14 protein-coding genes are annotated in these 23,009 nt (G+C 48.8%); 10 read left to right on the forward strand and 4 right to left on the reverse strand.

The window, feature by feature from the left end:
• Positions 1-76: 76 nt before the first annotated feature.
• The 9 genes from ACFSUS_RS11430 to ACFSUS_RS11470 all read left to right on the forward strand — a co-directional run bounded on the left by ACFSUS_RS11430 (position 77) and on the right by ACFSUS_RS11470 (position 13,365).
• The gene (locus ACFSUS_RS11430) at positions 77-718 is read left to right on the forward strand and encodes a gluconate 2-dehydrogenase subunit 3 family protein (RefSeq protein ID WP_381522609.1); all 642 of its coding nucleotides are present in this window, start codon (positions 77-79) and stop codon (positions 716-718) included.
• A 105-nt stretch (positions 719-823) separates the two neighbouring features.
• Positions 824-2,542 carry a GMC oxidoreductase gene (locus tag ACFSUS_RS11435; protein ID WP_381522611.1) on the forward strand — a complete coding sequence of 573 codons (1,719 nt, stop codon included), beginning with the start codon at positions 824-826 and terminating at the stop codon, positions 2,540-2,542.
• 180 nt (positions 2,543-2,722) lie between these two features.
• Positions 2,723-3,316, forward strand: a complete 594-nt coding sequence (locus tag ACFSUS_RS11440; RefSeq protein WP_381522613.1) for a hypothetical protein — start codon at positions 2,723-2,725, stop codon at positions 3,314-3,316.
• A 65-nt stretch (positions 3,317-3,381) separates the two neighbouring features.
• The gene (locus ACFSUS_RS11445; protein WP_381522615.1) at positions 3,382-4,794 is read left to right on the forward strand and encodes an ATP-binding cassette domain-containing protein; all 1,413 of its coding nucleotides are present in this window, start codon (positions 3,382-3,384) and stop codon (positions 4,792-4,794) included.
• A 262-nt stretch (positions 4,795-5,056) separates the two neighbouring features.
• Complete coding sequence (locus ACFSUS_RS11450; RefSeq protein ID WP_381522617.1) at positions 5,057-7,216, forward strand: gliding motility-associated C-terminal domain-containing protein; 2,160 nt, start codon at positions 5,057-5,059, stop codon at positions 7,214-7,216.
• An 88-nt stretch (positions 7,217-7,304) separates the two neighbouring features.
• On the forward strand, positions 7,305-9,764 hold the full coding sequence (locus tag ACFSUS_RS11455; RefSeq protein ID WP_381522619.1) for an OmpA family protein: 2,460 nt from the start codon (positions 7,305-7,307) through the stop codon (positions 9,762-9,764).
• A 79-nt stretch (positions 9,765-9,843) separates the two neighbouring features.
• Positions 9,844-10,650: a 4-(cytidine 5'-diphospho)-2-C-methyl-D-erythritol kinase gene (ispE, locus tag ACFSUS_RS11460; RefSeq protein WP_381522620.1), complete on the forward strand. Its 807-nt coding sequence runs from the start codon at positions 9,844-9,846 to the stop codon at positions 10,648-10,650.
• Between the two features lie 74 nt (positions 10,651-10,724).
• Complete coding sequence (locus tag ACFSUS_RS11465; protein WP_381522622.1) at positions 10,725-11,333, forward strand: cytochrome c oxidase subunit 3; 609 nt, start codon at positions 10,725-10,727, stop codon at positions 11,331-11,333.
• A 61-nt stretch (positions 11,334-11,394) separates the two neighbouring features.
• Entirely contained in the window at positions 11,395-13,365 is a 1,971-nt protein-coding gene (locus ACFSUS_RS11470; RefSeq protein ID WP_381522624.1) for a M1 family metallopeptidase, read from the forward strand.
• Positions 13,366-13,432: 67 nt separating this feature from the next.
• Here the strand turns inward: ACFSUS_RS11470 and ACFSUS_RS11475 are convergent, their stop codons facing one another.
• The 4 genes from ACFSUS_RS11475 to secA form a co-directional block, all read right to left on the reverse strand.
• Positions 13,433-14,371, reverse strand: coding sequence for a 3-oxoacyl-ACP synthase III family protein (locus ACFSUS_RS11475; protein ID WP_381522625.1), 939 nt, complete (start codon positions 14,369-14,371; stop codon positions 13,433-13,435).
• Between the two features lie 110 nt (positions 14,372-14,481).
• Positions 14,482-15,636, reverse strand: a complete 1,155-nt coding sequence (locus ACFSUS_RS11480; RefSeq protein ID WP_381522627.1) for a glycosyltransferase — start codon at positions 15,634-15,636, stop codon at positions 14,482-14,484.
• A 98-nt stretch (positions 15,637-15,734) separates the two neighbouring features.
• A complete protein-coding gene (locus ACFSUS_RS11485) occupies positions 15,735-16,817 on the reverse strand; it encodes a hypothetical protein (RefSeq protein WP_381522628.1) in 1,083 nt (360 codons plus the stop codon).
• Between the two features lie 125 nt (positions 16,818-16,942).
• Positions 16,943-20,332: a preprotein translocase subunit SecA gene (gene secA / locus ACFSUS_RS11490; RefSeq protein WP_381522630.1), complete on the reverse strand. Its 3,390-nt coding sequence runs from the start codon at positions 20,330-20,332 to the stop codon at positions 16,943-16,945.
• A gap of 259 nt (positions 20,333-20,591) precedes the next feature.
• Between secA and ACFSUS_RS11495 the strand changes: the two genes are divergently transcribed.
• Positions 20,592-22,991: an SLBB domain-containing protein gene (locus tag ACFSUS_RS11495; protein ID WP_381522631.1), complete on the forward strand. Its 2,400-nt coding sequence runs from the start codon at positions 20,592-20,594 to the stop codon at positions 22,989-22,991.
• The last annotated feature ends 18 nt before the right edge of the window (positions 22,992-23,009 follow it).

The raw sequence follows: 23,009 nt of genomic DNA on the forward strand, positions 1-23,009 counted from the left end.
CTATTCAGTCCCTGATTTTTATACATTTGTAGTTCCTTACATCGTTCTAACTGAAAGTATAACTCGCTCTACGCATATGAACAGAAGAGACGCCCTCATGCGGGTGGCCGCGCTGGCTGGTGCAACAATGTCGTTGCCTGCGCTGGCCGACACGCTCGAAGCCTCAGCCGCACGGCGTACCCTCACCGGTAAGCCCGTTTTTTTTACGGCCGACCAGGATGCAACTGTTGCCGAATTAGCTGATACCATTATACCGACGACCAGTACGCCGGGTGCGAAAGCCGCTAAGGTTAATGAGGTTATTGACGTTATTTTAAAAGATTGCTACAAAGAGGACGACCAAAAACGCTTTGTGGAGGGACTAGCCCAGACGAATAAGCTGAGTCAGGATGCCTACGGAAAGGCGTTTGTGCAGCTTGATCCTACCCAGCGTATCGAGATTGTGAAAAAGCTCGAAGCAGATGCTAAAGAGCAAAGAGCCAAAATGGCTGCTGAACGGGCTGCTGCAAAAGTGGAAAACTCTCAGGCTGACCTGCAAATGCCCGAAGCCAAGAAACGCAATGCGACTCCTTTCTTTACTATGCTGAAGGACTTAACGCTGACCGGTTACTTTACTTCGGAAATTGGCTGTACGCAAGCTCTTGAATACGTAGCCGTTCCAGGCCGCTACGACGGTTGTGTACCTCTCAAACCCGGTCAAAAGGCATGGGCCATCTAACAAAAGTTGTCTGGTTATAAAGTTACAGAGTTATAACGCAGCTCACAAAGTGACAAGTCAACTCTACAACTTTATAACCCTATAACTTTATAACTTCTTATAAGAATGAATCTCAATATAGACGCAAAAAAAGATATGACTTACGACGCTATCGTCGTCGGGTCAGGTATTTCGGGCGGTTGGGCAGCCAAAGAGCTAACCCAAAAAGGCTTAAAAGTTTTAATGTTGGAACGTGGTCGTGACATTAAGCACATTGAAGGTTACGTAACCGCAACTAACAACCCATGGGATTTTCCGCACCGGGGGCGTATTACGACGTTAGCCGCCGAAGAGTATTGGGCTAACATGCGGACCGGCTATACCGCCAATGAAGAATGGCGCCACCACTTTGAAAACGATAAAGAAAACCCTTACCTCGAAAAACGAAAAGTAGACTGGATTCGTGGTTACCACGTTGGCGGTCGTTCGTTAATGTGGGGACGGCAGAGCTACCGCTGGAATAAAGAAGATTTCATGGCCAATGCCAAAGAAGGCATTGGTGTCGACTGGCCGATCCGTTACGAAGACCTGGCTCCCTGGTACACATACGTAGAAGGGTTTGTCGGCGTTTCGGGTAACAAAGACGGTATCGACGTACTGCCCGATGGTAACTTCCTGCCGCCAATGCAGCTGAACTGCGTCGAAAAAGAAGCGAAAAAACGGATTGAGAAAGCTTTCCCGTCACGGGTTGTCACCATCGGACGCACGGCCCACTTGACCCAGCCTAAGCAGCAACACTATGACCTCGGCCGGGCAGCCTGTCAGTATCGGAACCAATGTATGCGCGGCTGTCCGTATGGTGCTTACTTCAGCACGCAGGCGGCTACGTTGCCAGCTGCCGTTAAAACGGGTAAACTAACCTTGCTTCCTGATTCGATTGTAGCCGAAGTGCTGTATGACGAGAAAAAAGGGAAAGCAACGGGCGTTCGGGTAATCGATCAGAACACGAAAGAAGTTCGAGAGTATTTCGCCCGAATTATCTTCCTGAACGCGTCCGCTTTTGCCAGTACGTCGATCCTGATGAATTCAAAGTCAAGCCGGTTCCCCAACGGAATGGGTAACGATTCTGACCAGTTAGGCCGCAACATCATGGATCACCACCTGGCCGTGGGTGCTTCCGGAACGTTTGAAGGCATGGAAGATCAGTACTATTACGGTCGCCGTGCAAACGGGGTTTACGTGCCACGTTATCGGAACTGGGGCGGTGACAAACGCGACTATGTACGTGGTTTCGGCTATCAGGGTGGAGCTGGTCGTGGTGGTTGGAACCGGGGTAATGGCGTGGATGGTTTTGGAGCTGACTTCAAAGAAAGCCTAACCACACCAGGACCATGGACGATGAGTCTGGGGGGCTTTGGCGAGATGATCGCTGATCCAAACAACCGCATGACCCTCTCGCCCGATCAAAAAGATAAATGGGGTCTACCACTGATTGTGTTCGATGCTGCTTATGGCGAGAACGAGAAGAAAATGCGGAAGGACATGATGAACGATGCTGCTGAAATGCTAGAAGCCGCTGGCCTGAAGAATGTAACCGCGTATAACGACGAATCGAAGCACCCTGGTATCGGTATTCACGAGATGGGAACGGCTCGTATGGGGCGTGATCCAAAAACATCGGTGTTAAACGCACATAACCAGATTCATGCGGTTAAAAACGTCTTTAATACAGACGGAGCCTGTATGACATCGGCTTCATGCGTAAACCCTTCATTGACCTACATGGCGTTGACCGCTCGCGCAGCTGACTTTGCTGTGAAGGAAATGAAAAAAGGCAATTTATAGTTTTGGAACGTGTATTTTGGAAAGCGGCAGGCGTCTTACGTCTGCCGCTTTTTTTGTGGACCATTGAACAGGATAAATCATATTTTTCTAATTATTTACAAGATAAATCAAACAACTCTATGGGAGTAGTGTTATATACCTGAATGTCAAAGTAATTTGATAAACGAATAAAACTCAACTATGAAAAAAGTAATGGTATTGGGATGCATGCTGGCAGCCGGCATGGCCCTTAATGCGAATGCACAAACGACCAATTCGACGACGGGTTCAGGCTCAGCAGGTACTACTGGTACTGGTACCGGTACAACAACCGGATCAGGCACCTATTCGAATGGTTCTAATACAGGTACGAGTTCAGGTACGTATCAAACTCAGCCACCAACCACTAATTCTGGTGTAGGCACAACCGGTACCGGTTCAACAATGGGCACGGGTACTACAACTGGCACTGGCTCGACAATGGGTACAGGTACTACAACCGGGTCAGGTACGTATCAGACTCAGCCACAGACAGGAACTACCGGAACAACAACTGGCACAGGCTCGACAGTGGGTACGACCGGATCAGCGACCGGTACGGGCTCTACCACTAATTCAGGTACATATTCAACCGGTACTGGTTCAATGAACAGTGGTTCATCAACGACGACATCGCCAAGTTCTACGGGCACAACTGACCGCATGAACAGTGGTTCGACTGGAAACAGCAGCCGCGGCACGAAAAGTAAATCGTCGTCTTCTAGTTCAACAACAACAACGACTCCAAGAAAATAGAGAGTAGGTAAGTGCTAAAATGAGCCGGGAAGATACCTTTGTGAAGGTATCTTCCCGGCTTTTTTATGCCCGAACAAAATGCTTTGATTGCCCTCAACAAGTTGACTCTTCAGCGAAGTGGTGCGACGCTATTAACTGATATTAGGTTTCAACTCAACCCTGGCGAATGCTGGGCGGTAGTTGGACCGATGGGCAGTGGCAAAACCACTTTTTTACGGACGATGGCAGGCCAGTTTCCTACAAAGCCAGGCCTGCTATCGCGCCACGCAACTGTCGAGTTTGTTTCTTTTAAGGAAGAATCACAACAATTTACATACAGTGGCCTTTTCTATCAGCAACGTTACCAGGCTACGATGGGTGACGACCGGGATGGAAAGCACATTCCCACTTTGCGAGACTTCGTACAACTGACCGATACGTCTGAAAGTAAAGCACTGATTGAGCGATTAGGATTAGACCCGCTACTGGATCGGTCTTTCTTGAAACTGTCAAACGGGCAAGCTCGAAAAGCGCGTATTGTCAAAGCGCTACTTCGCCATCCTACTGTGCTGTTGCTTGACAATCCGTACGTCGGCTTAGATACTGCATCGCGGCTTGAGTTGAACGACTGGCTTGGCGAATTAATCCAGCACGGAATGGGACTGATGCTTGTTACCGATGCTGATACTGTTCCGTCGTTCGTAAGCCACGTAATTGCGCTCCATGAGGGGCGCGTTGATTGGGCTGGCCCCAGAGACTGCTACAAACCTAAAAGTGAACCAGTCCTAATTCCTGCATTTCCTGTTTTAGAGACGCCAGCCGGCTCTGCTGACTTTAGGGAAGTGTTTAGATTACAAGCTGTTACGGTACGTTACAACGAAATAACAATTCTTAAGGCAGTTAACTGGACCGTCCGGGCTGGTGAGCGCTGGGCGTTAGTAGGGCCCAACGGGGCCGGAAAATCGGTGCTCCTAAGTTTGCTCTATGGAGATCATCCACAAGCATACGCGAACGATGTCAGCGTTTTTGGGCACCGACGTGGTAAAGCAGGTGAAAGTATATGGGATGTAAAGCGACGAATTGGGTTTGTTTCGCCCGAATTGCACTTGTATTTTCCCCAGCACTTATCAGTTCGGCAAGTGGCGCTAACTGCCCTCACCGATACGTTAACGGTGCCGGCTCGTGTCCCGGCCAACACTGAAGCGGACTTAAATCAGCTATTAACCTATTTCGAGATTCGTAACCTCGCAGATCGTTCGTTTGGGTCATTGTCTACTGGCGAGCAGCGACTCGTATTGCTGATTCGTGCTTTGCTGAAAAACTCTCCAGTGTTATTGCTGGATGAACCTTTTCAGGCATTAGACGCGCGCCATATTGAGCTGGCCCGGCAATACATTGACAACTTAAGCAACAAAACGATACTGTTCATTACGCACGACCGGCGAGAGCTTCCCGCCAGCGTAAGCCAGGTTTTTAGCCTCAATCGCGAATCAGTTTAACGAGAATTAAGCTTCATTCTTAAATTAAGAAATAATCATTTATAGACTAGGCTGTCTTTACCCTGTAAAGTACGTAAGCTTGGCATAGTTTGTGAGGAATTAGGCACCTGTTTGGTAATAAAAGGTGAAGTGACCTTTTACTATATAAACAGGCTACATCGTAAAGAGAATGATACCGATCGCATAGTGCTAAAGAGTAGAATAGGCGAAAAAAGCCGCTTGGCATGAATTTCGTCTTGATAAGCAGTAAGGGGATCAGCGTATGAGAAAACAGCTACTCAATAAATTTATCGGTAACTACGGGTATGTGTTGGTGTGGCTTTTGGCTACGTCACCGCTCATGGCTGGTGTACGGCCAGTTGCTGATACGTGCCAAAGTCCCGCCCCACCTATCATCAATGGTTCTGCAAAGGCCATTTGTCGAAATGAAGCCGTTGTTTTAACAGCTACGGGCTGCACAGGTACGGTGGTCTGGTCGAATGGTGAGGTGGGTAGCACCATTACAGTTCATCCCCAACAGACAACGAAGTATACCGCTATTTGCCGGGCACAACCCGGTTGCATCAGCTGTTTTGCCGACGTCTGGAAAGTAACAGTGAATACACCCAATGCGCCTGTCGTAACGGCGTCAGCTAAATTAAGCTGCCCTAACGAAGCTGTCACGTTAACCGCAGCCAATTGTGCCGGTACAGTTCGCTGGACAAATTCGGCTGGAGTTAATGAAATAGTAGGAGCAAACTGGACGGGAAAACTTGAGGCAACAACCACTTTTCAGGCAACTTGCGAACAAAATAATTGTATTAGTAACCCGTCGATAGCCATTGCAGTACAAGCGGTACTGCCAACCAAGCCGATCGTTACAGTGAGCAAACATGAGATTTGCGCTGGTCAAACGCTTCAACTCACTGCATCGTCCTGTATCGGTACGGTTCGCTGGTCTGATGGCACTGAAGGTTCGACGCGGTCTGTAACGCCCACTCAAACGGTAACCTATAAGGCGGTATGCCAAATTGGTTCCTGCCAAAGTGATAGCTCTGACGCAGCATCAGTAGTGGTTCGTTCGTTGGGACAAACACCGAACGTATTGACGACGGTGACAAACGGCTGCCCTTTCCAGACAGGTGATTTATCGAAAGCTGTTACAAGCAATTCTAACGGTACGCTGAATGCTCATTATACATTCCGAGCGGGACCATCGCTCGATTCACCACAGGTTCAGTCGCCGGGCGCAGTACTGGCCGGAACGTACTATGTGTTTGGACGTGACGATAAGGGGTGTTATACTAATCCTGTCGCGATAACCGTCACGATCAATTCGTGCCCCAATGCGATTGCCCCTTGCCTGAGTAACCCGGCGACCGTTGCTGTGCGGCTCGACTCACTTGATTGGTCAAAGGGGATCGTACGCTTAAAAGGGCAGTTGGGTGGCTCGGCTACGCAAGCGGATTGGCAGAGTAGCGGCAGAGGACTATTTACGGATACCGGCTTGAAGGCCCGTTATATGCTTTCGGAAACGGATCGGCAACGGGGAGAAGCTGTATTCACGCTCACAACCCCTGACCCGGATGGTAACGGTCCCTGTATCGGAGCATCTTCTCAACTGGTTGTACAGGCTCCGGTCTTATCGCGTGAGGTTATCGGATTAAGTAAAAAGGTGAACGAGCCGGTTTGGGTGTCTGAGGGAAACAACAAGCTCGTCGAACTAACGTATCAATTGGGAGTTGTTAATCTGGGCAAACATGCGCTAACAAGTGTTCAATTGTCCGATAATTTAGGTGCTGCTTTTTCAATCGCTGGAGCACAGGTTCGGAACGTTACGTGTCGGGCCGATAGTAACCTGACGATCAACCCAGCCTATACCGGCCGGGGAGCTGATACTACGTTACTGCTTACTGGAAATCTAACGGTCGGCGGACGGAGCCAGGTTTGGTTAACTGTTCGTCTGGACGTAAGCCAGGCTAACACATTAACCTTTAGCAACAAAGCCCAGGCCCAAGCTATAGACGTGAATGGAAGCCTGTGTCGCGACCGATCTACGAACGGTATCGACGCTGATCCGGATCAGAACGGTGACCCGGCTGATAACGAAGAACCGACCTTAGTAACGCTTCATTCCTTGCGCCCAGAAACTGCCGAAACCGTGTTTATTCCGGAAGGGTTTTCGCCCAATAATGATGGCGTTAATGATCGATTTATAATTCAGCAATTACCGGCCAACATCACCGTTCAATTAGAAGTATACAATCGTTGGGGACATTTAGTCTACCGGAATAATGAGTACAAAAACGATTGGGATGGCACGTCGAATCAGGGAATGAAAGCTACGGATGCAAAACAAGGCTTGCCTGATGGCACGTATTATTACCAGATACGGCTCAGTGATGGTCGCGAGTTTGTGCGGTTTCTGACATTGGCACGCTGAGCGTCTCGCAATGATTTAATAGCAAATTCGTTTGCCGAATGGGCGTAAGACAATCGTCTCGTCTATCGGGTATGTAAGCAAGATACCAATGAGTAAGAAGTGGGTAACGCGTTTTTTGGGGGGATTACTGTGGCTAAGCTGCTCGACAGTTTGGGCGCAGACGGATTCTCTATTGCAGCAGGCCGATCGCCTGCTCAACTACAAAGCATATGGGCGGGCAATTGAAGCTTATACTCAGTTACTGTCCGAGCAAAGCGAACAACTTTCGGCCGCTCAGAAGGTTACAGCGCAGAGCCGATTGGCCTATGCTTACCTACAGGTTGGCGATGGCCCCAAAGCTGAACGTTATTATCGGGATGCATTAAACGCAGGTGCTGACGAAAATCCGCAGAATATCTTGCAGTACGCTAAGGTGTTAGCTACCAACGGTAAGTTTCAGGAGGCTCAGCAACAATACGAACGATACTTACAGCTAAAAGATAAAACGCCTACTCGTCAACCAGCGGCTGGCCCTACCGGTACCGGCCCCGATGCTTTGGTGAATGGAAAGAAACAACCGACGCGTTATCGGTTGGAGTTTCTTGATTTGAACTCGCCTGGAGAAGAGTTTAGCCCAGCCTTTTATCAGGAGGGTCTGGTTTACGTGGCTGGCAAAAAAGGAAATGCTTCTACCGAAACCAGTGGCAAGGGCGGGGGGGGCGGCTATCTGGATCTGTTTTACGTACCTAACCGAAACAGCTTAAAGATCGAAAGCGTAATTAATCCTGATGGAAGCGTAGGGAAAGTGTCGAGCGAACGTACCAAGACCGACCGCCGTGTCGGTAATGACGAGTACACGCGTCCGACCGCCAACGACTCACCAACGGTTCCTGACTTTGCTGAAAGCATCAATATTACGGACGGACTTGGGTATGATACCAAAGCAACGGGCGATGCCCAGCGCTTTAGCCGCACGCTCAACTCTAAATACCACGAGGGACCAGCTACGTTCTCACGGGATGGATCGCGGATTATCTTCACCCGAAATAACTACAACAATGGGCGCTCGGGTAAGAGTGCCGAAGGGGTAACAAAGCTGAAACTCTACACCGCCCGTCAGCAAAATGGTACTTGGATAGATGTTCAGGAACTGCCATTTAACAGTGACGACTATTCGGTTGGGCACCCATCGTTGAGCCGGGATGAGCAGCTGCTTTACTTCGCGTCGGACATGCCCGGCGGCTATGGCGGTACCGACCTCTACGTCAGCCGCTATCAGAATGGCCAGTGGGGCCGCCCGATTAACCTCGGAGAGGAGATAAATACCAAGGGTAACGAACTGTTTCCGTTTGTAGACGAAGCAAACAATCTGTACTTCTCGACCGATGGGCGAAAGGGTTTTGGCGGACTGGACGTTTTCGTGGCCACGGTGACGAATGGCGTTACAGTCCAATCAATCGACCATCTTGATGCGCCGATCAACTCTCCTCAGGATGATTTTAGTTTGATTACGGATGCCAATCGGCGTGGCGGCTATTTCAGCAGCAACCGACGCGATGGCAATGATGATATTTATCGTTTTGTTCGGGAAAGCTCACTCTACGGGTGTCGGGACCTGACAATCCGGCTGTACGATACTGAATCCGACCAGCCGTTGGATAGCGTCAGTGTGGTGGTGAAAGCGCGGGGCGAAGGGCGCGCTAACCAAACCTTAACTACTGACCGTAATGGCTTTGCCCAACTGTGCCTGGAAGGCGACAACGATTTCATGTTTCAGGCCAGTCGTGACGGCTATATCAGTAGTACAGTTGGTTTTACAACCCGTTATCTTACGGATGACCAGCCCAGCCGGTTAGAGATTGGTTTGATTAAGCCAACAATTGTAATGGATACGATTGCGGATTCAAGAAACTCTGCTTCGGGAGAAAAGCTTGTCAGGTCTCGAATTCGGGGTATCGTTGTGAGCGAGCGTGACCGTCGGCCGATTGAAGGCGTCATTGTGCGATTACGAAACGAATGTGATCGGACCCAGCGTGAGTACGTGACCCGCGCTGATGGGCGCTACACCTTTGATTTAATTGAAGGGTGTGATTATACGTTGATTGCTTCAAAAGCTTCGTTCGGCACAAACACGAATAAGATTAAGCGTTTACCTAAAAAGGCGAAGCCCAAAGAATTAGAGGCAGATCTGCGCATGCTGAGCGTGGGCGATGTAGTAACAATTGATAATATCTACTATGATCTTGACCGCTTCAGCCTGCGGCCCGATGCCGCCCGTGAACTGGAAAAGATTGTGGCCACAATGCGTAAATACCCAACGCTAATTATCGAAATCCGGTCACATACCGACAGCAGGGGCGAAGCTGCGCATAATAAAGCCTTGTCAACTAAACGAGCCAAAGCCGTGGCTGATTACCTGGTCTCTAAAGGCATTAGTCGCCGACGTATGGTGGCCATTGGTATGGGTGAATCTCAGTTGGTAAATAACTGTACGGATGGCGTTATCTGTACTGATGCCGAGCACCAGCGCAATCGCCGGACAGAATTTAAAGTAGTGGAGATAAAGTAGGTAAGTAAGCGCGTTAAGAACGCATGGCGTAACAAGCGGGGAGAAGCCTTACTTTTGCGTTGATTCCATATCTGACGTAATGCTTGTCTTTCCAAACGCTAAAATCAACCTTGGCCTGCGCATCACCGAAAAACGCGCCGACGGCTTTCATAATCTACAATCGTGTTTCTACCCTGTCGGCTGGAGCGATGCGCTGGAAGTAATTCCGGCAGATACGTTCAGCTTTACAAGCGCTGGCCTGCCCATCCCTGGCGACCTAGATAAGAACTTGTGCGTAAAAGCCTACAACTTGTTGAAAGCCGATTACGATCTGCCACCCGTGCAGATGCATCTGCACAAAATAATACCTATTGGGGCCGGCCTGGGTGGAGGCTCTGCCGATGCTGCTTTTGCGCTCAAACTACTGAACGAACGATTTGAGCTAGGCATTGACGTAACGCAATTAGAAGACTATGCCCGTAAATTAGGGAGCGACTGCGCTTTCTTTATTCGCAATGAGCCAATGTACTGCCTCGAAAAAGGCGACGTTTTTGAAAAGATTGCTGTTGATTTAAGCGGGTATTATGTCTTGTTAGTGTATCCTAACTTTGCCATCTCTACGGCTGAAGCCTATGCTGCTATTAAACCTCGTCAACCTGAAATAGCGCTACGAGAGCAACTACTAGCGCCTATCGAAACCTGGCGGACAACCATCCATAACGACTTCGAGGATAGTCTGTTTCCTACCTATCCGCTATTAGCAGAAATTAAGCAGCAACTCTACGATGCTGATGCTGTTTATGCCAGCATGAGTGGTTCTGGGTCAACACTGTACGGCATTTTTAACGCACCAGTTATTGTTCCAAACCAATTTAAGTATTACAGCGTTTGGCAAAGTAAATTGTAGTGGGCAGTTTACGGTACGCAGATGAGACCGTCACTTCCTGTACTGCTTACTATTACGAACTGCCTACTTGCTTCATGAGTAATTTTGTGACGAAACGGCGTGAACCGTTCCGCTTTATGGTCTGGTTGGGCATTGCGAGCAGCGTAATGCTATTCACGATTTTACTGGCTGCTTACGTTGTCCGGCGAACGGGACCTGGCTGGGCGGATGTAAAACTACCGAATGTATTTTTAGTCAGTACCGTCGCCATCATTTTAAGTAGTTTAACCCTTCATAACGCTAATCTGGCGTTCAAACACGAACGTTTTGGAAGCTACCGCAGCAATATGGCCACTACCTTAGTGCTCGGTACGCTGTTTATCTTGCTACAAGGATGGGGATGGCGGCAATTAATTCGGGCGGGCGTTGGCCTGGAGGGAAACCCCGCAGGTGGATTTATCTATATTATATCAGGCGTCCATTTGCTGCACATCCTGATTGGGCTGATTTTTATAGTCATTGCCCTGGCCGAGGCCATGCGCCGTCGGCCCTATATAGACTCATTCGTCTATAGTGTCAACCCGCCTAATCGGTTGAAGCTTAAACTCATTACGCTGTACTGGCATTTTGTTGACATTCTCTGGATTGGACTCTTTGTCTTCCTCCTAATTCACCATGGCGTTGATCTACGGCTGTCTTTATAGGCGCTATCAAGTTTCAGGACTTTATCGCGTTATTTGTATAATAATCTGTCTTTAAAATTACATGAAAAGAATCGCTCTCTGGGCGGGGCTTTGGTCTTTAAGCTTGGCATCATTCGCCCAAACAGGACCCACGTCTACGTCATCTTCATCAAAATACGATCCGTTGGCCCTATTTCACCCGCTGTTTAACATGCAGCCGGGAAACGATTATCGCACCGGCAGTGGCGCTCCCGGGCCACGTTACTGGCAGAACCGGGCCGACTATCAAATCAATGTCACGCTCGACGATCAGCAAAATACCATCACTGGCGAGGTAACGATTTCTTACAAAAACAACTCGCCCGAAACGCTGCCTTTCTTGTGGTTGCAGCTAGACCAGAACGCATTCAGTGATACGTCGCGGGCTGCCAAAACAACGCCAACAACGGGTGGTCGGTTTGGTAATTTAGGCTTCGCCGGTGGTCTGACAATTACAAGCGTAACAGTTGAGCAGGGTAAGGCGAAGTTTGCTGCAGCGCCTTATACTGTTACTGATACCCGGATGCAGGTTCGCTTAGCTGAAGCCGTGAAGCCGGCTGGTGATGTAAAGATTAAGGTGGCTTATTCGTTCAAAATTCCTGAATACGGCTCCGACCGTATGGGGCAGTTGAAGCGGAAAGACGGTATCATCTATGAAATTGCGCAGTGGTATCCACGCATGTGCGTTTACGACGACATTGAAGGCTGGAACGTACTGCCATACCTTGGCGCCGGCGAGTTTTACCTTGAGTATGGCGATTATGAATACAACGTCACCGTCCCCTGGGATCACATTGTAGTTGGCTCGGGCGAATTGCTGAATCCGAACGACGTATTAACGGCTGAACAAATTAAGCGATTGGCGCAGGCTCGTCAGAGTGATCAGACGGTCATAATTCGTGGCAAAGACGAAGTGACGAACGCCAACACGCGCCCGAAAAAGTCAGGAACGCTAACCTGGAAGTTCCGGTGCCAGAACACCCGCGATGTCGCCTGGGCATCGTCAAAGGCGTTTGTGTGGGATGCGGCAAAGATGAACCTACCGAGTGGCAAACCCGCTTTAGCGCAGTCGGTATATCCCGCCGAAAGTGCTACAAACGATTCATGGGGTCGGTCGACGGAATACGTCAAGGGTTGTATTGAGTTTTACTCTAAATATCTCTATGAGTTCAGCTATCCAGTCGCTACCAACGTAGCCGGTGTCGTGGGCGGTATGGAGTACCCAGGAATCGTTTTCTGCGATCACAAAGACAAGAAAGATGCGCTTTGGGGAGTAACAGACCACGAATTCGGTCATAACTGGTTCCCAATGATTGTCGGTAACAACGAGCGTAAATTCCCCTGGATGGACGAAGGATTCAATACGTTCATCAATACGTTGTCGACCGCTAACTTCAATAAAGGTGAGTATGACCGGGAGCGGGGCACTATGCACGACATCGCTCCAGCCTTGTTCTATCCTACCGAACCGGTCATGACGATTCCGGATGTGCAGCAAGCGCGGGCTTTGGGTATCTTAGCCTACTATAAGCCAGGAATGGGTCTTAAAATACTTCGTGACGTAGTTTTGGGCCCCGAACGGTTCGACTTTGCCTTTAAGAACTATGTAAACCGCTGGGCGTTCAAGCATCCAACGCCGTACGATTTTTTCCGTAGCATGGAAGACGGAGCCGGTGAGGATCTGGGCTGGTTCTGGCGCGGCTTCTTCTACGAGACCTGGAAATTGGATCAGGGCGTTAAAGAAATAAAATACGTTGATGGAGCTGCCGACAAAGGATCGCTTATCTCGATTGAGAACCTCGAAAAAATGGCGATGCCAGTAACAATTGAAGTGACCGAAACGAACGGCAAAAAAGGTCGAATAAACTTACCCGTTGAAGTATGGCAACGTGGAGGTACCTGGACGTTTAAATATAACTCAACCACGCCTTTAAAAACGGTAGTGGTTGATCCGGACGAGAAATTGCCGGATGTTAATGAGAAGAACAACACCTGGCGTGCTGAAGCGCAATAAAGAGAAGCTGTAAAGTCATAAAGTTGTAGAGCTCTTAACTGCTCTACAACTTTATGACTTTACAGCTTTAAACCTCAATCAGCATGGCACCGTATGAGTAACCACCGCCAAAGACGGTTACGACGATACGTTGCCCTTTTTCAAACATGTCCCACTGTTCTGAAAGCGCAATAGCACAGCCTGCACAGCCCGTGTTGCCCAGATACTGAATGTTAGAAATCAACTTTTCTTCGGGTAAATCGAGGGTGTGCATCACGTTGCGGGAGATGCGCAGATTAGCCTGATGAGGCAAGATATAATCTACATCGGCCAGCGTCAATCCACAGCGTTCGAGTACCTGCAAACTTGCCTTAGGCATGTATTGGCACGCATTAATGAACACATCCCGTCCATGAGGCATAGTAACACCACCTTCCATTGGTTTCATCATCACGGCCGTAGTTGCCTTACTGGTATGGGCAGCCCCACCCGTCAGTAATGCTTTGATCGCGAAATCACCTTCGCTTTGCCGTTCTTTGGTGATAAGCAATGCCGCAGCGCCATCACCCCACAAGTGCCCCGAAATCTTATCCTGGTCGTTATTATAAGCGGTGTTATGCTCTGAAACGATGACTAACGCCCGAGTCGCTTTATTTAAGGCAAAATATCCTTCTACAACTTCGATCGCATTCAAAAGTGATGAACAGGCCGTAGAAATGGAAACTACCGGAATATCGGCAATACCTAAGCTATGTTGTGCTTCGTGGGCCAGCGAAACAATGGTGTCATAAGGAGTGTAAGTTGCACCAACTATAAGATCAACGGTAGAAAGATCGGCTTTAGGCTCTAGTAGGCGAATGACGTCCAGCGTCATGGTATTGGTATTTTCACCAGGAGCCGCTTTACGTCGTTCTACAATACCGGTGCGTTCAATAATCCAGTCACTGGAGAGCCCGTTGAGCTGGGTGAAATGTTCGTTGCCAACTACCTGCGTTGGTAGGTAATGGCTTACTGCATGTATGTACATCAGGCCAAAATAATGGAGCTAATACAGGCGTAACCTGAATTTAAGCCGAAAGTTAAACCCTTCCGTGAAAGCGTGGTATTAAACATTAGAACAATGATATAAAGTATTGATTAGTTAATAGTAAAGTCCTCTATGTACTTATTACTATTGCTTAAAATGAGCGTGTAATAGTGTAAAAGTTTTTCTGATTCGGTCCCCCAATTATATTCTTGCTCCACAGCTTTGCGACCTCGCTGGCCCATCGCCCGGCTTTCATCGGGATGTTCAATCAAATACGTTAATAAGGTAGCAATTTGAGGGCCATCGTACGCCGAAACACAAAAACCGCATTTATGTCGCTCAACTACGTTGCGGTAGAGGGGAAAGTCAGACGTAATGACGGGTAAACCAAGCGCCATATATTCAAACAGTTTAGTAGTGTATGAATCTGGGTAATCGCCAATCGGTTTAAGTAGGGCCAGCCCAGCGGTCGCGTGCGCTGCATGGGGAAAAGCAATGCGTTGATCCATATAACCATAAAAGCGAAGGTTATTCGCTACTGCTTTGTAGGCAGGAAGGGCGTTCAGGCTGGCGTCAGAGAACGTTCGCCGACCAAACAAATGCACAACGAAATCAGGGTGAATCGTTTTGAGCTGCGCGAAGGCCTCTACGAGTGTGTCAAAGGCTCGCTCGAAACTTAGCCAGCCAATGTAAAAGAACGACGGTTGCGCGGGGTCAGGCTGGTAGGGTTGCCGAAACGGCTCCAGGAATGACAAAAGCGGATAATTGTAAATGACAGCGTACGGTTTAGCTAATTCGCTGTACGTATCGAGGTAAGCATGTTCAGTAAAAATTAGATAGAAGTGCCGTCGAGCCAGTTGGTCGAACCAGTAGAATGCCCTGGTCAATAAATAGCCGTTGTTAATGGCTTTCAGGTGCATTTTCTTGTACAGATTCTCTTGCACCTCATAAATAATCTGAGCGCCCAGCAGTTGGAATACAAAAGCGAATGGTATAAACTCGGGCACGTAAACATGCACAATCTTCGGACGTAACCATAAGCATCGGAGCAGAGCAAACGGAGACGTAAACAGCGTTCGCCATATAACATGCCTGAAGTACGGTAACCAGATAAAGTGAATATCAGGAGCAACAGCTGCCTGAGCGTGGGGTAAAGCACAAAACACTTCGTAGGAAGCACTCAATGTCTGGCACTGCTTAAACACAATTCGGGGATCTTGAGGCTGGTGAGCCGTACTAATGTGCAGAATACGAACTTTTCTCATACAGAGTTATGCCCAAAACGGCGGCAGCATTGGCCGTTCTGAAATTACTCACCGGCTTAAATTCGGTGAAGGACTAACCTTATTCCCGTTCGCTTACACTACTTTTTTACACCAAAGCTACGCAGTTCAGCGTCAATCTTCTGGTTCCATCGTTCCTGAGCCGCCTGATTGATGCTATGGCTCGTTTCGGCGTCATACTGTTCCTGCATACGATTCATCTCCCGGTACGATTCAATAAACTGGTATTGGATAATACTATTGTAATCCTCCAGCGTCAGGCTGTCAGGGTGTACCTTCCGTTTAAAACGCTCAACAATGATTTTAGTGATGTCAAAATGGCGTTGTTCGTGATTCAAGGCATAGTCGTTTTTAGCATCAGCCCGCCCCCAGGACGAATTCTTAAGCATATAGCCTTTGACCGTGAGGTTTACATTGATCACTCCGTTCTTAACCGAACTTTTACCCTCATAAGCAAAGCTGGTAAATACTTCGGCCGCATAATGACTGCCCCGCCGTGGTTCTGCCTTAAAGTCAGCCCATGTTAACTTGCGAGAAGGGTTATAGTGAACAGTATCATCATCGGTAATGCGGGAATCGTCGGTAAAGGTAACCGTAAGGCTTTTGGCCAGCTTTTCGTTTTTACCGGCTTCCCGATTCATATACTCATTCAGACTACGTAATGAGGCAACTATCGCCTGGCGGATCGTTGGTTCAATAACAGCTGTCTGGTTTAAAGGGCGAACATAGTTAGCGCTACCCCGATAGGTTGTTAGCCGGGTGCTTACCTCCTGGCCGTTATCATCTTTACCGAGCAGATCAAAAGCAGCCGAAAAGGCAAACTGACCCGAAACGCGGTTTCCAACAGCTGTCTCTACCACACGTAGCTGTAAGATGCGCATGGCAATAGGGCGAAGTTTTTTGTTCCGCGTTAAACCCTGGGTAACAAAATCCCGAACACTTTCCGCGGCTCCACCTTGCAGATCAACGGGCTGAGTAGGCTGGTTAAGCACTAAAGCCAATCGAGCGACTGGCCCACGCTCTGGCCGTTGATCGGTCACGGTAGCTATGTAGTATTCTTTGGGGGTAAAAGGGAGTGATTCGGGGCGCAGGCGAATCGGTTCGGCTAAAGGCGCGAACGAGAGAAGTCCGCCTATAAAAATGAGAATAACTGCCTTGTTCATTGAGTCCAAAACGGATCACTTACCACAAAAGTGCCGGTAATTATACACTCTCTTATGCATGAAGAAGCCCTTTAAACTACCTAGTTTGAAGGGCTTCCTGTTACGTGCAAAAAATAACTCAATGCCTACTCAATCAACATGGCTTTGCCGCTTACAACGTCGTTCTCAACCGTTTTGAATTTGACATCGCGCTTAACCGAGCCATCCGCATATTGTACGTTAACACGCGCGTTACGGTCTAACTTAGCAACACGTACCGGCTGGCGGGGAGGCATTGGTGGGGCGCCCGCTCCCATGGCGTTATTCTCAGCCATCCGACGGGCGTACTCTTCGGGGCCACTTGCCAGATGATCATCATCGAAGTCCTCTATGTTTGTTTGGAGCTGGGGTTGTGGCTGAGGACGGCTTTGGGTGGGTGCCTGGCGAATCTCCTGTTGTATCTCCTCTGCTTCCTGGGCGGGGATATCCGCTTTGCTCAGGAAGCTAATAGTGTCAAAGTTAACTTTGCTGAGGAAACGCTTAAAGAGCTCAACCGACTCAAACTTATAGACCAGTAAGGGATCTTTTTGCTCAAACACCGCATTCTGTACCGACTGCTTCAGATCATCCATTTCGCGCAGATGCTCTTTCCACTCCTGGTCAATCACAGACAGCGTTACCGCTTTTTCCATCTCCGTCACAATGGTACGACCACCGCTCTCCACTGCTTCGCGAAGATCTGTAACGACGGTCAGCTCGTGCAAACCATCAGAAAAGGGTACCACAATATTCTTAATCTGATGGCCTTGCTCGTTCAGCACCTGCGTAAGCACTGGTAAGGCTTTCTCGGCAATTGCATGATTCTTAGCCTGGTATTGAGCTTCTGCTTCGTCGTACAAGCGTCGGGCTTGATCTGGCTTTTTCAAACGGCCAAATTCTTCCGTGCTCAACGTAGGTGAGAAGCCAAGAGTAGTTAATAACTGAAGTTTAACTTCTTCGTAATTACCCTCAGAGTTATTGACCGTCTCCTCAATGACGTCGTACATCGTGTTGGCAATGTCCAACGGCAGACGATCGCCAAAGAGCGCGTTCCGACGGCGCTTATAAATAGCCTCACGCTGGTAGTTCATTACGTCGTCGTATTCGAGTAACCGCTTCCGAATGCCGAAGTTATTTTCTTCCACTTTCTTCTGCGCCCGTTCGATGGACTTCGTAATCATTGAGTGCTGAATAACTTCGCCCTCTTCGAGTCCCATACGGTCCATCACCTTAGCAATCCGGTCCGAGCCGAAAAGACGCATCAGGCTGTCTTCCAGAGAGACAAAAAACTGCGACGTACCCGGATCACCCTGACGACCCGACCGACCGCGCAACTGCCGGTCAACCCGACGCGATTCGTGGCGTTCCGTACCAATGATGGCCAATCCACCCGCTGCCCGCGACTCTGGCGTTAACTTAATGTCAGTACCACGACCGGCCATGTTCGTCGCAATCGTGACGGTACCTGGTAAACCAGCCGTAGCTACGATTTCGGCTTCCCGTTGGTGGTACTTGGCGTTCAAAACCTGATGCTGAATTTTGCGTAGAGTCAGCAGTCGGCTTAACAATTCTGAGTTTTCAACCGAGGTGGTACCGACGAGCACCGGACGACCTTTCTCAACTAAAGATGTAATCTCGTCTACAACGGCGTTGTATTTCTCGCGTACGGAACGATATACTTTATCTTCTTCGTCTTTCCGGCTAATAGAGCGGTTCGTCGGAATAACGACTACGTCCATTTTGTAGATCTGCCAGAATTCAGAGGCTTCCGTTTCAGCCGTACCGGTCATACCAGCCCGCTTATGATACATCCGGAAGTAGTTTTGAAGCGTTACCGTCGCGTAGGTCTGAGTGGCATCTTCAACTTTTACGTTCTCCTTTGCTTCAACGGCCTGGTGCAACCCGTCCGACCATCGACGACCTTCCATGATCCGGCCGGTCTGCTCATCAACGATTTTCACCTTTCCGTCCATGATAACGTACTCGGTATCTTTCTCGAACAGGCAATACGCTTTTAGTAACTGATTGACCGTGTTGATCCGTTGCGTCTTGACGGCGTAATCGCGAACAACCGCTTCTTTGCGTAATATCTTTTCCTGCTCAGAAAACTCACTATCCTTGTCGATTGTATTGAGATCAATAGAAAGGTCGGGGAGGATGAAGAAGTTTGGATCTTCGCCCGAGCCGGTAATGTAGTCAATACCTTTTTCGGTCAGGTCGATGCTGTTGTGCCGCTCGTCGATGGTGAAGTAAAGAGGAGCGTCAGCCTCGGGCATTAACTTCTGATTTTCTGCCAGATAAATCGACTCCGTTTTTTGCAGGAGCGCTTTGTTTCCTGTTTCACTTAAGAACTTAATGAGTGGCTTATGCTTTGGCAAACCACGATGCGCCCGGAATAGCGACAAGCCGCCTTCCTTTTCGTCACCAGCCGCAATTTTCCGCTTGGCATCGTTCAAAAAATCATACACCAGCTTCCGTTGCGCTTCTACAACGCGAGCCACGCGGGGCTTTAGCTCAATGTATTCCTGCTCATCGCCACGGGGTACGGGGCCACTAATAATCAGTGGCGTTCGGGCATCGTCAATCAGGACGGAGTCCACCTCATCGACCATGGCGTAATGGTGCTTACGCTGTACTAACTCACCCGTTTCGCGGGCCATATTGTCGCGCAGGTAGTCGAAACCAAATTCGTTGTTCGTGCCATACGTGATGTCGGCCAGATAGGCGTGCTTGCGTGCTTCCGAATTGGGCTGGTGTTTATCGATGCAATCAACGCGCAAACCGTGAAACTCAAATAAAGGAGCCATCCACTCGGAGTCACGTTTAGCAAGGTAATCGTTCACCGTTACGATGTGCACACCGCGACCAGCTAGTCCATTCAGGAAGGCAGGAAACGTAGCGACGAGGGTTTTACCTTCGCCCGTTGCCATCTCCGCAATTTTACCCTGGTGAAGAACCACCCCACCGATAATTTGCACATCATAATGGACCATATCCCAACGGATAGGTGTTCCAGCGGCATCCCATTGGTTGGCCCAGTGCGCCTGATCACCATCAATGACTACGTTTTTCTTACGCGAAGCGATCTCGCGGTCGAAGTCCGTAGCGGTAACCGTTAATTGCTCATTCTCCGTAAACCGCCGGGCTGTCTCTTTCACGACAGCAAAGGCGCGGGGTAAAATGTCCAGTAAAACGCGTTCCAGTTCGGTGTTGCGGTCTGCTTCGAGCTTATCGATCTGGTTAAAGAGCCGCTCCTTCTCATTAACGTCTACATCCGGGTGGCTAGCCTGCTCGTTGAATTCAGCCAGCTGCCCGTCGATGTCGGCGAGTTCGTTGGCAATTTGCGCCTTAAGCTCAGCTGATGCCTGACGCAGTTCGTCGTTTGAAAGCTCTTTCAGCCGGGTAAACTCGACATTCACTTTCTCGACATACGGGAAGAGCTCTTTAATATCCCGTTGCGATTTAGTGCCGAAAAATTTAGCTATGAGGTTAATCATCTCTGTCAGTTAATGAGTCAGTTAGTCAGCCAAGGTATAAGCTAAGCGATCATCTGGTTAGCACACAAGAAATGAGCTAAGTAGATGAGTAACTCGCCAACGAGTCGGCTGATTAACTTTTTTCTACAAATTTAGTGCATTACAGTGGGACTACAAGGTAAGTTACACGTTGCAGCATGTACCTTAGCATATGGGAACAACGTTTTAAAAGTAATCTATTACTTTTGCGAATCAATTTTTGGCCCAACAGCCACCGTTCATGCGTACCAAGGACAAATTGTCACACTTTACTTGCCGTATACGTTCGTACTATTTCGTTTTTAGTTTGTTCATGCTGGCTGGAACGTATCAGGCAACTGCCCAGCGGGTAGATCAGCTCACTGACGACCAGGTATTAGAGTTTTACCGTAAAGCACAGGCCAGCGGTTTAAGTGAGCCGCAAATTGAGCAGGCGGCTATGTCTCAGGGATTTACCCTTACGGACATTGCCAAAATGCGTAAACGGATTGCTGAGCTTCAATCAAAGGGTGGGCGATCAACGGGGCAGTCTTATTCTGATACTAGTAATGGACGCAGGCTACCCACTGATTTATCTCGTCGGTTTGCTGATACATCACTATACATGACTCGCAAGGACACAAGCCGTCGCCTTAAGGTATTTGGAGCATCTTTGTTTGAGAATGCCAATTTGTCGTTTGAACCTAACCTACGAATTGCCACCCCTCGTAATTACATTGTTGGCCCAGATGATGAGATTGGCATTGATATTTCGGGCGCTGCTTCTGATAATTTCAGATTGAAAGTCACTCCCGAGGGCACGGTGAAGGTGCCTAACATCCAGCCCATTTTTGTGGCGGGTCTAACGATTGAGCAAGCCGAACAGCGCATTGTTGCCCGATTACGTAAAGCGGGTTACCAGGGGCTCGGCGTTCCGGGTAGCGGTACGGATGCCAATGTAGCCTTAACCAACATTCGTAGCATTAATGTCACGCTTGTTGGCGAAGTCGTTCGACCTGGTACGTATACCGTATCCTCGTTAGGCTCGGCTTTTAATGCTTTATACTTAGCGGGTGGCCCTAATCCCGAGACTGGGTCATTCCGAAAAATTAGTGTTATCAGAGGGAACCGCGTGGTACGTACTATTGACTTGTACGACTTTATTCTCCGCGCCGATCAACGTGATAACATTCGCTTACAAGATCAGGATGTTATTCGGGTCGCTGATTATGATACCCGGATTGAGCTAGCTGGCGAAGTCCGTCGACCGGCCATTTTTGAAGTACTTCCTGGTGAAACCCTCAAAACAGTACTAGGCTTTGCGGGTGGCTTCTCAGACGATGCGTACCGGGCGTCCATTACACTACGGCGAAACACAGCTAAGGAGCGACGGATCGTAACAATTTCTGAAGATCAATTAGCGACATTTGTGCCGCAACGTGGTGATAAGTATTTAGTCGGTAAAATTCTGGAGCGATACGAAAACCGTGTACAGGTAGCAGGTGCTGTCATGCGACCGGGCGATTATGCGCTTGAGCCAGGTTTAGAAACTGTTAAACAGCTCATCAACCGAGCGGACGGTTTGCAAAAAGATGCGTTTACGAATCGGGCAACAATCATCCGCGAGCGAGCCGACATGGATACGGAAAATATTTCCTTTGACCTTGGCAAGCTGATGCGTGGTGAAACCCCCGATATTCCTTTAATGCGGCAAGACAGCCTAACCGTATTGTCCATTCGAGACTTGCGCGAGGAGTATTACGTTATTATTGAAGGAGCCGTTAACAAACCAGACACAGTCGAATTTGTCAATAACATGAGCGTTGCTGATCTAATCGCTGTGGCCGGTGGCTTTCAGGAAGGAGCCAAGCCTAATCTAGTGGAGGTAGCTCGCCGTATTCGACAGGACTCAGTAGGTGTTCGCACGACCCGACTGGAAATTTTTCGATTCTCTATTGACCGAAACTTGCAGATCAGCCCTTTAGAAGGTAATCCAGCCACTGGAGTAGGCGGATCATCAGCTTTCCGACTACAACCATTTGACATTGTCTACGTCCGAACCTCGGCTAACTATGAAGTTCAGCGCCAGGTGTATGTTTCAGGTGAAGTCATGCAACCCGGTAATTATGCCATCTACAACCGCCAGGAGCGTATTGCGGATGTAATCATACGGGCGGGTGGCCTCAAGCCCGAAGCCTACATGGCCGGAGCCCAATACCGACGATTAGGGCAAGTGGTTGGTAGCGACCTTAGAAATATTTTAAATGATCCCGGTGCCGAAGAAAATCTATTATTAAACGATGGTGACACGCTTATCATACCTCGTCGGTCAGAAATTGTAGCCGTCCAGGGAGCCGTTCTGAATCCCTCGTCTGTCAGTTATAAAGCCGGTTATAAATTTGGAGATTACGTTGACGAAGCAGGTGGCTTTACAGACAATGCCCGGAGTGGTAAAGCGTATATTATCTATCCGAATGGACGCAAAGATCGAACGCATAAGTTCTTGTTCTTTGCTTCTAGACCACGTGTAGAACCAGGATCAATAGTGGTAGTACCATTCAAGCCGCTTGACAACAATAAGTTGACTGCTGCTGAGCGGATTGGTATTTTCTCTTTGCTAGCCACAGTGTCCATTGCGCTTATTAATGTGTTGGTTCGCTAACTCTTCTCATTGCTATTA

Origin of the sequence: Spirosoma soli (genome assembly GCF_042684525.1) — a bacterium.
In the GTDB taxonomy this organism is placed as follows: domain Bacteria; phylum Bacteroidota; class Bacteroidia; order Cytophagales; family Spirosomataceae; genus Spirosoma; species Spirosoma soli.